Raw genomic sequence first — 12,552 nt, 5'->3', positions numbered from 1 at the left:
GTTTTTATAAGCTTTTATTTAGCTGTTTCAATGGTGATTGGAAGGCTATACATTACTCTAACTGCTTCGTTGTTTACCGTGGCCGGAATCCAATTAGGGGATAGTTTTAAAACCCGAATTGCTTCCTGGCCAGTTCCGTAATTCATATCGCGAAGCATTCTAAATTCTGAAAGAGAGCCGTCTTTTTCAACTATAAATGTGACATAAACTTTGCCTTTTAGTTTTATTTTTGAAGCTTCTGGCGCGATTTTGTAATTTTCTCCAACAAATTTATAAAACGCATCCATTCCGCCTGGAAATGTAGGCTTTGTTTCTGTATCTGCAACATTGTAAACTGAGTCTGTATTGCTATTATCGACTATTAACTCAATATATTTTGGACCTTTTGCATTTTTCAGGTCTTCGAGTTGCTTACTCTTTTCCTGATTGCTTGTCGGCGCTATGACAGGTGGTGGAGGTGGTGGAATGATTTTCTTTTCTTCAGTTGTCAGCTGATTGAATTTCTTTTCGGAAATAAAATCTCCTGTAGCATTTGAAATTTTAAAAATAGTGTTTTCGAAATATTTCTCCATGCCGGTAACTTGAGTTTCCAAATTGATTGTGGCTTCTACTTTCTTTTCTTGGGCTACTGTTTTTACACACGTAAAGAAAATTAGGGCGGAAAATAGTGGCATTAGGACTAGCTTTTTCAGCATAGCTTTAGATGCTGATGTGGTTTTTGTCATCATAATTAATCTTTTTTTAGTTATTGAATAATTCAAATTACTGGCCAAGTAATAGTTTGAGTTCGCGTTTGCCACTGATAATAATAGATTCTGGTAAAACGGAACATTGTTGTAGGATTTTACCACTTTTTCATCTGCTAGAAATTCGTGGTTGAGTTGTATTGCTTTTTTATAAAAAATAAAAATGGGGTTAAACCAAAACGCCATTTTAAGAATTTCTATCAGCAAAATATCTAGTGTATGTTTTTGGGTTACATGAATTAGTTCATGTGTATATAGCTCTGCTTCAATTTTTCGATTATGGTAATCCGTTTCGTTGATGAATATAGCGTCCAGAAAAGTATGTGGAAGTATTTTTTCTTTTAATAAAACTAGTTTTGCGTCTTTGTAATCAACAACAGGGTTGGATTTTATTCTTGATGTTAATTTTAGAATGTTTTTCAGGAAACGGATTAGAAGTACCGAAGTTACTATGGCATATAAAGTCCAAAGGCTTATAATCCAGTAATTCATCGAATCTTCTATAATAGTCATGGTTGCTTCTCCAGGTTGAATTGCAGTTTTTCCTATCAGAGGATTTATTGACTCCTGTATCACTTCAATGGTTATAAATGGAATACTGAGCGAAAAAACAAGGCTAAACAAAAGATAGAATCTATTGAATTGATGGATTTTTTCTTTTTCCAATAGGATGTGATATACGGTTAATAACACGAACAAGGAAAGTGTCGATTTGATTATGAAGTCTATCATTTTTTCTTTTTTTGAAGTTCACTGTCTATTATTTTTTTTAGATCTTCTAATTCCGAGGATGATAAATTCGTTGCGGTGGTAAAGAAGGAAGCAAATTGTGAGGCCGAATTGTTGAAGAAATTAGTGATTAGGCCATTTACATGTTTAGAGAAATAGTCGGTTTTTTTTACCAAGGGATAGTATTCTCTTGAATTTCCAAACTCGTTATATCTCACAAAATCTTTATCTATCATTCTTTTTAGTAAGGTGGCTACAGTAGTAGTTTTTGGTTTCGGTTCTGGAAAAGCTTCAAGTAAATCTTTCATAAAAGCTTTTTCTAGTTTCCAAAGGTGTTCCATCAATTGTTCTTCGGCATTTGTAAGTTGTTGCATTTTTATTTTTTTATAGTTTTATTTCAGGATTGTTTCAGAAACAAGCTTGCCATTTTGATAGTTTCGTTTGATTAGCAGTTTTCCTTTGTAGTCGTAGAATTTCCAGTTTCCGCTATAGTACCAATGGGCGTATTTTGTGCTGGTGTCTAAAACGGTTAATCCTCGGGATTGCATTTTTCCATTTTGATGGTAAAATTTGGCGCAACATGTATTTCCTTTTCGTCTTTCTTTTTTGATTATTTTGCCATCTAGGTAATAGCGCCACTTTTTTACTGGGTCGTTATTTTTGTATTTCCCGACTGATTTATAATGCGCACTGTCCAATGTATATTGTTCTACCCAAAGACCTTCCCTCTTTTTATTTATTTTTTGGTTGGTTTGTTTGGGTTTGCAGGAAATCAAACTCAAAATGAGACAGCATATAATGATAGTTAGTTTTTTCATACACTTTTGTTCTACAAAATTAAACCTAGCTCTACAAATGTAGAACTAAATATTTATAAAACAAATTTTTTTGTAACTATTTATGATGAAGTGGTTTGCGTTAAGGATTGTAGAGGAAATCCTTTTTATTTTATTTTTCTTAAAATAAAAAGATTGTAACGTAAAGCCTGACCCGCTGTTTTTAGCGGGTAACGCCCAAAAAAAAATCCGCTCATTGCTGAACGGATTTTGAAGTGTGTTTATGAGCTATTTTATTTACTTAGCTCGACAAAATATTTGTAGAACAACGGAATAGTTTCGATTCCTTTAAGGAAATTAAAGATTCCGAAGTGCTCATTTGGCGAGTGAATGGCATCGCTGTCAAGACCAAATCCCATTAGGATTGTTTTGCTTTTTAGTTCTTTTTCGAATAAAGCAACGATAGGAATACTACCTCCAGAACGTACTGGAATGGCAGGAACACCAAAAGTTTCTGTGTAAGCCATATTTGCCGCTTTGTAACCAATGCTGTCAATAGGAGTCACATAACCTTGTCCGCCATGATGCGGTTTTACTTTTACGGTAACGCCAGCTGGAGCGATACTTTCGAAGTGTTTTGCAAATAAATCTGTGATCACTTCCCAATCTTGATTAGGAACCAATCGCATCGATATTTTGGCGAAAGCCTGACTTGCAATAACGGTTTTAGCTCCTTCGCCAGTGTAACCTCCCCAGATTCCATTGACGTCTAGCGTAGGACGGATGGAGTTTCTTTCGTTAGTTACATATCCTTTTTCACCATAAACATCATTCAGGTTTAGTGCTTTTTTATATTTTTCTAAACTAAAAGGCGCTTTGGCCATTTCAGCTCTTTCTTCAAGAGATAATTCTTCTACATTGTCATAGAATCCTGGAATGGTAATGTGATTGTTTTCATCATGAAGAGATGCAATCATTTTAGCCAAAATGTTAATAGGATTTGCCACAGCGCCTCCATATAAACCAGAATGCAAATCACGGTTTGGCCCAGTAACTTCAACTTCAACATAGCTTAAACCACGAAGACCTGTAGTAATAGATGGTTGTTGATTTGATATCATTCCAGTGTCAGAAATTAAAATCACATCATTTTTTAGCTTGTCATGGTTGTTTTCAACAAAGGTTTTTAGGTTGACACTTCCTACTTCTTCTTCACCTTCAATCATAAATTTTACGTTGCAAGGCAAATTATTGTTTTGAACCATGTATTCAAATGCCTTTACGTGCATGTACATTTGTCCTTTATCATCACAGGCACCACGAGCAAAAATGGCTCCTTCAGGATGAATTTCGGTTGTTTTTATAACAGGTTCGAATGGAGGAGAGGTCCATAATTCGATTGGATCTGCCGGTTGAACATCATAATGACCATAAACTAAGATCGTTGGCAAGTTTTTGTCGATTATTTTTTCACCATAAACGATTGGGTAACCTGCTGTTTCACAAATTTCTACAAAATCACAACCTGCTTTTTCTAAGCTTACTTTTACTGCCTCAGAAGTATCGATAACATCCTGAGAGTAGGCTGCATCAGCGCTAACGGAAGGCATTTTCAATAATTCGATTAATTCGTTGATGAAACGATCTTTATTTTGTTGAACGTATGACTTAATATTTTCCATTTATTTGATTATTTTTTATAGTTTCAAAAGTACGAAAAATAGAATAAAAAAAAATTTCAAAAATTGCTTTGAATGTTCGAAGTTATGATTATATTTGCACCCACAATTGCACGCGGATATGGTGAAATTGGTAGACATGCCAGACTTAGGATCTGGTGCCGCAAGGCGTGTAGGTTCGAGTCCTATTATCCGCACCAAAAAAGCTTCTCAATCGAGAAGCTTTTTTTTTGTTAAATATTTTTTGGTTGATGAGACTTTATATATCAAGATCTCAAATAACGAAATATCTTTTTGTTTATCCCAAAAAAGACAAAAAGTATCCAGCTGCCGCTCCATATATGACAATAAATGCGCTATTTACTTTAGGATAACCAAAAGTTACTACAATGCTGGTTATAGCAATTAATGCAGTTCTCCAATCGAATATTGAATCGCGACCCATTTGCCAACAAATAGCAACAATAATCGCTACCGAAGCTACATTCACAGCATCTAGGAAAACAGAAATAGACGGCGAATTACGCATCTTTTTTACTAGCGGATTTAACAAGGCAACAAACAGGAATGATGGTATGAAAATGGCAATCGTTGCTACTATTGCTCCTTGTAGACCATTTAATTGGTAACCAATAAAAGTCACCGACGAAAAAACAGGGCCGGGAGTAAACTGACCAATTGCGATGGCATCTGCTAAGGTAGCTCTAGACATAAGTCCAGTTGAGACTAATTCAGTATCCAAAAAAGCAAAGAGAACATAGCCGCTTCCGTAAAGAATGGCGCCTATTTTTAAAAATATTAGAAACAGATTCCAATTGGTTGCCGTTACTAAAGTCGTTTTTGTGACTTGGACTAATGTCAGTGGGATAAGGCTGAAAGGTTGACCGCTTTTTAACTTGGAATATAGCAAGGCTATTAAACCTGCACCAAACAGAATGTATATTTCATTGAATTTTAATATCGAAAGGGCTAATGCTACCAAGGATATGATTGCTAACTGTGTTGTTTTTATGGATTTCTTGGCCAATGGATAAATCGCAGCGAGAATGATAGCGATAATTGCAGGTTTGATTCCGTACAAAAAAACTTGTGCTTCAGGTTGCTGACCGTATATTTTATAGAAATAAGCAAAAACTCCCGTAATAAGAACTGCGGGCATGATAAAGCAAACTCCCGCAACAATTAAACCTCTCCAGCCGCCTTTTTCATGGCCAATATGAATAGCCATCTCTGTACTGTTAGGACCAGGTATTAAACTTGTGGCTCCAATGAGATCTAAAAAATGTTGTTCTGATAGCCACTTCTTTTTGATTACCACTTCCTGTCTCATCATTGCGATATGAGCTGCTGGGCCTCCAAAGCCTATTATACCCAATTTCAAAAATAGTTTGGCAATTTCTTTTAAAGAGTTTTTGTCGCTCATTAAGGTTGTCGTTTTGTCTTTTTCGGCTAAAATAATTATTAATTAAACTTTCTCTTCGTTTTTTAATTAAGATTTTATGAAATTTTGTTTTTAAGATCTATTCTGGTTTTTGCAGCTTGTGATTGGACATATAGCTTAGATAATAGACAATGGTTTCAATCTCTTTCTCTGTCAAGTTGGCTAATGTGGGCATTTTTACTCCGTTTCTGAAAGACGCCGGATTCTGTATGAATTTTTTTAATTGGTTTTGGTTCCAATATTCAGTCACACTTTTTGGATAATTCAGTTCGGGTCCCATGCTTCCTCCAATTTTATTGATGGCATGACAACTTATGCAATTTTTATTAAATAATTCAAAACCGATTGTTGCGGTTGCATCGTCTCTCGGATTTAGAAGTGAGATATTTTCAATGGTAGATACCAAGTGGACTTTTATTAAATTATATGGCCATTTATAATCGGTGTCTTTTGAGGATACTCCCTGATAGATTAAATAAAAGGGAGCCGCTTTCATTTCATGACCATCTTTGATGATTTTTGACCACGATTCTCCTTTTGGCGCGTCAACATCACCGATGGCCAAAAAAGATTTAGCGGATAAGAATTTTTGCAATGGCATCATTGGTTTATAGCCATCTTCACATTCGAAAATAATTTGGTATTTATCTGCCTGTAAATTTTTAATTTTAGAATAATCGTCAAGCAATTCGGGAAACGGAATAGCATTGTAACGCTTTTTGCCATGATAAACGGGATCTTCGTCCACGGTGACAATTATGGTTTTTTTTAATTTTCCAGCTTTTTGTAATTCGACTAAATCGATAGTCAAAGAATCAGAAGTATTGGTCGAAACATTTATCGAAGTCTCAGTTGTTGAAACTTCTGTCTGTTTCTTTTTTTCTTGACAGCCCAAAGCTACTACCGACAAAATAACCATTAATCTATATTTGAATTTTTGCATTGTTTAATGTTTGATGACGAAAAGTAGTTAAAAAGCTATTGTAAAGTAATTATTGTAATGAAATCGATACTATAAAATTAGCATATTTTTCTAGATTTTTAGCGGCAACAGTCTGGAGCTTTTTTTTAGGTGAAAAGATTATGCTAAACGATGTGGTTAATTGTTGTTTTGCAGGACTGCATGCTAATATGGTAATAGATGAATAAATAATTGTAACAAATCGGTATTTTACCTATTTGTTGGCAGCAGTTGTAATTCCTCCGCATACTATTCAAACGTTGGTGTATTGATTAGAGTAAGTTTGTTGAAAAAACAGAAAAAGGGATTGCAAATTTTAATTTGCAATCCCTTTTTAATATACTGTAATTGATTTTCTATTTCAACACAAACTCTTTAGTAAGAGTGGCAATTTGAACTTTAAAAGTTCCGTTTTCTGCAATCCATTTCAAATCATTACCTACAAATCGTAAGTCTTTTTGGTTCAAAACAAAAGTAATCGTTTTGGACTCATTTGGCGCCAAGGATATCTTTGCAAAACGTTTCAATGCTTTAACCTCAGGTGTGATACTGGCAACTTTGTCAGACAAATAAAGTAAAACGGCCTCTTTTCCAGCAGTTTCACCAATGTTTTTCACTTCAACAGTTACCGTTATGTTATCGGTATTGTTTATTTCTGATTTGTCAATGTTTAGATTAGAATAAGCAAATGTTGTATAAGACAAGCCAGATCCAAATTCAAATTGTGGAGAATAGCTTTTCTCGTATTGAGCGTCGTCGTTTTGTTCTTCATCACCTAGGCTTTCTGTGTATTTTCGATTGTATTTTTCTAATGAATTTGGGAATCTAGGGTAGTTGTAAGGTAATCTTCCACTCGGGTTTACATCACCATAAAGAATATCTGCTAAAGCTCTGGCACCTTCATTTCCTGGTAAGTAGCATTGAATTACTGCATTCATTTTATCTTCAAAGTCACTTATTAGTCTAGGACGTCCTTCATTTAAAACTAGAACAATAGGTTTGTTCAGTTTTGATAAAGCCAAGGCCAGCTTTATTTGTGATTTGCTAATGAATAAATTACTGATGTCTCCAGGAGTTTCCGTATAATTTTTTTCGCCTAGGCATAAGATTATTTTTGATGCATCCTTAGCAAGTTCAACCGCTTTTTGAATTTCAAGATCATCTTCAACCGCTAAATCGGCTCCTTTTGTATAAAGGACATTTGCTTTGCCTATCTTGTTTTGCAGTGCTTCCAGAATGGTGAACTTGTCGGCAGCCAAAACATCAGCATTTTCACCTTGCCAAGTATACGTCCATCCTCCATTTAGTGATTTCATACTATTTGCAGTAGGACCAGTAACTAAGATTTTTTCACTTTTATTTAAAGGTAAAATTTCATTTTTGTTCTTTAATAAAGTAATAGATTCTGCTGCTGAATTATAAGCAACATCAATAAATTCTTGAGATCCAAATTTTGGGTAATCTTTCAAATCTGCGATGTTGTTTTGAAATAAATTAACTTCAAATTTCATTTTTAAGATTCTTGAAACAGCATCGTCAATTCGAGACATCGGTACTTCTCCTTTGTTGACTAAATCCAATAAGTCATTATAAAAGGTGTAATCCTCAGGAACCATACTCATGTCAATTCCTGCCATTACAGATATTTTTACAGCATCTCTATTGTTTTCGGCAACTTTATGTCTCGTGTATAGGTATATAATGTCTTTCCAATCCGTAACTACAACTCCGTCGAATCCCAATTCGTTTTTTAAGATGTCAGTGATTAAATGCTTACTGGCATGAACCGGAGTACCGTTTATTTCACCAGAACTTACCATGATGCTTTTTGAACCGGCTTTAATCGCAGCTTGATAAATAGTCAAATCATATTGTCTAAGGATGCGTTCCGGAATAATACTAGGTGTTCTGTCTTTACCAGTTGTGGTGCTTCCGTAACCTATAAAATGTTTCATGCAAGAAGCTACATGATATTTAGAGCCAACATCATTTCCTTCAAAACCTTCAACCATAGCAACACCCATTTGGGCTGATAAGTATGCATCTTCTCCAAAAGACTCCCAAGTTCTAGACCAGGCTGGGTTTCTAGGTAAATCTAAATCTGGGGAAAAAACCCATGGAATAGAAGAAGCTCGGGTTTCGTAAGCTGATATTTCGGCTCCCTTTTTTACTAAATCCGTATTAAAGGTTGCTGCCATCCCTATTTGTTGTGGGAATAAGGTTGCGCCTAAAGTATAACTAGAACCGTGAATGGCGTCAATACCATATAAAACAGGGATTTTTAATCTCGTTTTATTTGATTCGTTATTAATTGTTGTGATTACTTCTTTCCATCTTTGAATAGTTGGCGCCCCAGGATTTGGAACATTTAAAATAGAGCCAATATGATAATTCTGGATTGCTTCTTTTAATTTTACCATGTCAAAGACACCGGGTTTTCCCTTTGCTTCAAAATTAGTCACAGTGATCTGAGTCATCTGACCTATTTTTTCTTCGGTAGTCATTTTTGAAAGTAACTCAGAAACTTTTTTGTCAATTTCTGCTTTCGAACTTTGACTAAAAGCAGCGCTTGAAAATAGTGAAAGTACAAATAGCTGTAAAATTATTTTTTTCATTTTTTTGGTTGGTTTTGGGTAGTTTATAACTTCTAAAAAAAAGGATTACTTTCTTAATTAGTATTTTTAAAAGTAGTTGTTTTTTTAAGCTAATGATTATTTTACTGCATATTAGTTGTTGTTTTAATGAACTTTAACGTTTTCGTTTTTATATTTCGCAAACGGTTTTTATTCGAATCTACATCTTGCAAATGGTCTTGTTTTGAATTTCTTAAGTATAAAAAAAGTCTCATTGATTATACAATGAGACTCCTTATTATTGTGTTAGAATATAAATTCGAACTATTTTTCTGCAATCCAAACATCAATTTTTTTCTCTAATAAAGCCAATGGCATCACACCAGACTCTAGTACTATTTCATGGAATTTTTTGATGTCAAATTTATCACCCATTTTGTCTTGTGCTCTTTTACGCAACTCCATGATTTTCAATTGTCCTATTTTGTATGACAATGCTTGTCCAGGAATAGCCATATAGCGCTCAATTTCGGTAGTGATACTTGCTTCACTCTCGGCTTCATTTTCTAGGGAATATTTGATAGCTTGCTCTCTTGTCCATCCTTTACTATGTAATCCAGTATCAACGACTAGTCTTACTGCGCGATGCATTTCGTTTCCTAACATACCAAAGTACTGATACGGATCTTTATATAAGCCTAATTCCTTCCCTAAGCTCTCTGTGTACAAAGCCCAACCTTCACCATAAGCTCCAAACCAATTGTATTTTCTAAAGTCGGGCAATGAAGTGTTTTCTTGTTGTAGTGAAATTTGGAAATGATGTCCTGGAATAGCTTCATGTAAAAACAAATCTTCGTCGCCATACATATTGTATTCTTTTACGTCTGGAATGGGAACATAAAAAACACCAGGACGGGAGCCATCTGCTGTTCCTTGACTGTATTCTGCACTAGCTGTTTTTTCTCTGAATGCTTCAGTTCTTCTGATCTCAAATTTTGTTTTGGGTTGTAAAGAAAATAATTTGTCTACGTTTGGTTTGATGATACTATGGATTCTTTCAAAATTAGCAATAACATCCTCCGGTTTTTTGAAAGGCTTTAATTCCGGTTTGTTTCTTACATAATCAAAAAACTCCATAAGAGTTCCTTTAAAACCAACTTGCGTTTTTACCTTTTCCATTTCAGAATTGATGCGTGCTACTTCTTTTAAACCTAAGTCATGAATTTCTGATGGAGTCATTTCTGTAGTAGTCCATTGTTTTACGTAAGCGGCATACAATTCTTTTCCGAAAGCTAAATTCCCTATTCCGCTTGTTTTTCTTGAAGCAGGCAAGTATTCGTTTTTAAGGAAATCAGACATTTTTTTATATTGCGGAATCAATTTATCATTGATTGTCGCAGTATATTTTGCAGTAATATCTTTCTTTACTTGATCAGAAAAAGTAGCAGGCATTAATTTTATAGATGAATAAAATAAATTGTCTTCTATATTGGGAGTTGCCATTTCAGCAAATTGTGGAATCACTTTCTCCGTTAATGATTTTGGTAATACAGCTCCGTTTTCAATTCCTTTTTTCATATAAACCATAGCCGAATCAATCCAAACACTATAGGTATCCATTCTTTTCAGGAAATTGGTGTAATCTTTTTCAGTTTTAAACGGCTGTCCACTTGTTCCGCCTGCATATTGACCCATTGTCAAATGAGTTCCCCAAAATTGATGGATAGGCATTAGATTAGTTGGCTGTTTTAATAATTCTTTTCCAACTTCAACTTCCCATTTTATGATTTCGTAACTGTTTTTCTCTTCTTCAGAAAGTTGACTTTCATCTATTGAAGATAAGGTCGTTTCATATTTTTTAAAAAAATCAAGTTGCGCTTTTCTAAAACTATCAGTCATTTCAAACTGCAATTGGTCGTTGTATTCGTTTTGACCATTTTGTGTTGCACTCAACGGATCCAGCGCATTTTTATCGTCAAAATAACTTTTTGTTATACTAGTGAAATCTTGTTCTTTTGACTTACAGTTTACTACCAGTATAGAAACAAGAATGGCAATTAAAACAACAGGAGTTTTTTTCATAAGGTTTAGTTTGGTTGTTAGTAAAGCTAATATAGTTTTATTCTAGAATCTTATCCATGATATACGCGGGAAGCAACGATTTTGTCTTCTCTAATGTCTAAAACTTCAGCAACAAGCATTTCCTCTTCATTGTCTACCGTTCTTATGTATTCCATAAAAACTCGATCTCCATTTGCGGTAAGCGAGGTTACTTTGTAGTTTAAACTCGGTAATCGATCAAAAGCATCTTGCCACCATTCGCGTAACGCCTGTTTGCCAGTTACAAAGCCATTTGTTTCTGGTTTGTGTATTTTTAATTTTGGGCTAAAATGCGCTGCATCGTCGTCATATAAGGATAAAAGCTTCTCTAGCTCTTTATTGTTGAAAGTCTCAAACCATTTGAAAGCGATCGATTGCAGTTTTTCAGGAGTCATGTTATTTTTGGGGTTTTAATTAAAAAAATCCCATTTCGCTTACGCAAAAGGGATTTTAATTTTATGATTTCAATGAATTTTAAACGTTCTTCAAATTGATAATCTCTTGGTCTGTAAGCATTCTCCAGTTTCCTCGAGGTAAATTCTTTTTAGTCAAACCTGCAAAAGCAACTCTGTCAATTCTCAAAACATCATAACTAAAGTGCTCAAAAATAGAACGAACTACTTTTACGTTTGAAGATCTTAATTTCAAACCAATTTCACTTTTAGCTTCTCCTTCAATGTAACTTACATCTTCAACAAAAACTCTATGCCCATCAAGAGTAAGACCTTTGTTTATTTTTTCTAAATCTTCAAATTTCAAGTTTTTGTCTAATGAAACTTGATAGATTTTAGATGATTTTTGACTTGGTAATGTAAACTTACGGATCATATCAGTATCGTTTGTAAACAATAACAGACCTGTAGTGTTTTTGTCCATTCTACCAATAGCTCCAATTTTTGCATTGGTTGATCCACGAACTAACTCCATTACATTACGGTATTCTTGACCTTCATCAAGTGCCGTTGTAAAGTTTTTAGGCTTGTTCAATAAGATGTAAACTTTTTTCTCCGGAGTCAAAACTGCTCCGTCAAAATTTACCACATCCCCTGGTTTTACCATGTATCCCATTTCAACAACTGGAATTCCATTTACTTTTACGTTACCTGATGTAATGTAAATATCTGCGTCACGTCTTGAGCAAGCACCAGAATTGGCGATATATTTATTAAGACGAATTTCATCTTTTACTTTTGGTCTTTTTGGTGCCTGATTCGGTTTTTTCTCCACTTTATCAGTAACAACTTCTGCAACCTTAGTATTTATTTTTGCTTTTTTAGGCCCTTGTGCCCTTTTTTGCATCGCAGGTTTTGGCTTATTCGAGCTAGGTCTAGAACTTGTTGGTCTAGCACCGCTTTTTTTATTATTGCCTTCCTTATTATTCATAATATTCTATAATTTGTGCAAAGATAGTATTTATATAGTTGCTAATTGATATTTGCTAATTATAAAACGATAACTAGCTATCTAATAGGTTGTTGTTTTGTTTTTTTGGAGCTTTTTAGCTACGCTGAATCTTCGATGTCCCGCTTTCCACTCTATCTTTTACT

10 protein-coding genes and 1 tRNA gene are annotated in these 12,552 nt (G+C 34.5%); 1 reads left to right on the top strand and 10 read right to left on the bottom strand.

The genetic code is table 11. The features are described from left to right. Window positions 1-14 precede the first annotated feature (14 nt). The 4 genes from BLV91_RS07965 to BLV91_RS07950 form a co-directional block, all read right to left on the bottom strand. Window positions 15-1,478, bottom strand: a complete 1,464-nt coding sequence (locus tag BLV91_RS07965) for a M56 family metallopeptidase (protein WP_091431581.1) — start codon at window positions 1,476-1,478, stop codon at window positions 15-17. Further along, on the bottom strand, window positions 1,475-1,849 hold the full coding sequence (locus BLV91_RS07960) for a BlaI/MecI/CopY family transcriptional regulator (protein ID WP_091431579.1): 375 nt from the start codon (window positions 1,847-1,849) through the stop codon (window positions 1,475-1,477). Before BLV91_RS07960 ends, BLV91_RS07965 begins: the two co-directional genes overlap by 4 nt. Before the next feature lie 18 nt (window positions 1,850-1,867). Next, window positions 1,868-2,293, bottom strand: a complete 426-nt coding sequence (locus tag BLV91_RS07955; protein ID WP_091431577.1) for a toxin-antitoxin system YwqK family antitoxin — start codon at window positions 2,291-2,293, stop codon at window positions 1,868-1,870. A 251-nt stretch (window positions 2,294-2,544) separates the two neighbouring features. Beyond that, window positions 2,545-3,933, bottom strand: coding sequence for a dipeptidase (locus tag BLV91_RS07950; protein ID WP_091431574.1), 1,389 nt, complete (start codon window positions 3,931-3,933; stop codon window positions 2,545-2,547). A gap of 112 nt (window positions 3,934-4,045) precedes the next feature. On the opposite strand from BLV91_RS07950, the gene BLV91_RS07945 reads away from it, so the two are divergent. After that, window positions 4,046-4,130, top strand: a tRNA-Leu gene (locus BLV91_RS07945). 98 nt (window positions 4,131-4,228) lie between these two features. Here BLV91_RS07945 and chrA read toward each other — a convergent pair. From chrA to BLV91_RS07915, 6 genes are all read right to left on the bottom strand, one after another. Continuing rightward, the gene (gene chrA, locus BLV91_RS07940; protein WP_091431571.1) at window positions 4,229-5,353 is read right to left on the bottom strand and encodes a chromate efflux transporter; all 1,125 of its coding nucleotides are present in this window, start codon (window positions 5,351-5,353) and stop codon (window positions 4,229-4,231) included. 97 nt (window positions 5,354-5,450) lie between these two features. Continuing rightward, window positions 5,451-6,314 (bottom strand): c-type cytochrome, encoded by an 864-nt coding sequence (locus BLV91_RS07935; protein ID WP_091431568.1) that lies wholly within the window; start codon window positions 6,312-6,314, stop codon window positions 5,451-5,453. Between the two features lie 374 nt (window positions 6,315-6,688). Continuing rightward, complete coding sequence (locus BLV91_RS07930) at window positions 6,689-8,947, bottom strand: glycoside hydrolase family 3 N-terminal domain-containing protein (RefSeq protein WP_091431566.1); 2,259 nt, start codon at window positions 8,945-8,947, stop codon at window positions 6,689-6,691. Window positions 8,948-9,229: 282 nt separating this feature from the next. Further along, a complete protein-coding gene (locus BLV91_RS07925) occupies window positions 9,230-10,987 on the bottom strand; it encodes a DUF885 domain-containing protein (protein ID WP_091431564.1) in 1,758 nt (585 codons plus the stop codon). Between the two features lie 50 nt (window positions 10,988-11,037). Beyond that, window positions 11,038-11,400, bottom strand: coding sequence for a nuclear transport factor 2 family protein (locus tag BLV91_RS07920; RefSeq protein ID WP_091431561.1), 363 nt, complete (start codon window positions 11,398-11,400; stop codon window positions 11,038-11,040). Window positions 11,401-11,479: 79 nt separating this feature from the next. Beyond that, window positions 11,480-12,388: a pseudouridine synthase gene (locus tag BLV91_RS07915; protein WP_091431559.1), complete on the bottom strand. Its 909-nt coding sequence runs from the start codon at window positions 12,386-12,388 to the stop codon at window positions 11,480-11,482. Window positions 12,389-12,552: the final 164 nt, after the last annotated feature.

The sequence above is a fragment of the Flavobacterium degerlachei genome (genome assembly GCF_900106645.1).
Lineage (GTDB): Bacteria > Bacteroidota > Bacteroidia > Flavobacteriales > Flavobacteriaceae > Flavobacterium > Flavobacterium degerlachei.
Note: the sequence above shows the minus strand (reverse complement) of the source record. Positions and strands in the feature narration are given on the sequence as shown.

Coding starts and splice junctions, on each gene's coding strand:
- BLV91_RS07925 (WP_091431564.1), bottom strand. CDS start 10,987: ATGAAAAAAACTCCTGTTGTTTTAATTGCCATTCTTGTTTCTATACTG.
- BLV91_RS07955 (WP_091431577.1), bottom strand. CDS start 2,293: ATGAAAAAACTAACTATCATTATATGCTGTCTCATTTTGAGTTTGATT.
- BLV91_RS07960 (WP_091431579.1), bottom strand. CDS start 1,849: ATGCAACAACTTACAAATGCCGAAGAACAATTGATGGAACACCTTTGG.
- BLV91_RS07920 (WP_091431561.1), bottom strand. CDS start 11,400: ATGACTCCTGAAAAACTGCAATCGATCGCTTTCAAATGGTTTGAGACT.
- BLV91_RS07950 (WP_091431574.1), bottom strand. CDS start 3,933: ATGGAAAATATTAAGTCATACGTTCAACAAAATAAAGATCGTTTCATC.
- BLV91_RS07930 (WP_091431566.1), bottom strand. CDS start 8,947: ATGAAAAAAATAATTTTACAGCTATTTGTACTTTCACTATTTTCAAGC.
- BLV91_RS07935 (WP_091431568.1), bottom strand. CDS start 6,314: ATGCAAAAATTCAAATATAGATTAATGGTTATTTTGTCGGTAGTAGCT.
- BLV91_RS07915 (WP_091431559.1), bottom strand. CDS start 12,388: ATGAATAATAAGGAAGGCAATAATAAAAAAAGCGGTGCTAGACCAACA.
- BLV91_RS07965 (WP_091431581.1), bottom strand. CDS start 1,478: ATGATAGACTTCATAATCAAATCGACACTTTCCTTGTTCGTGTTATTA.
- chrA (WP_091431571.1), bottom strand. CDS start 5,353: ATGAGCGACAAAAACTCTTTAAAAGAAATTGCCAAACTATTTTTGAAA.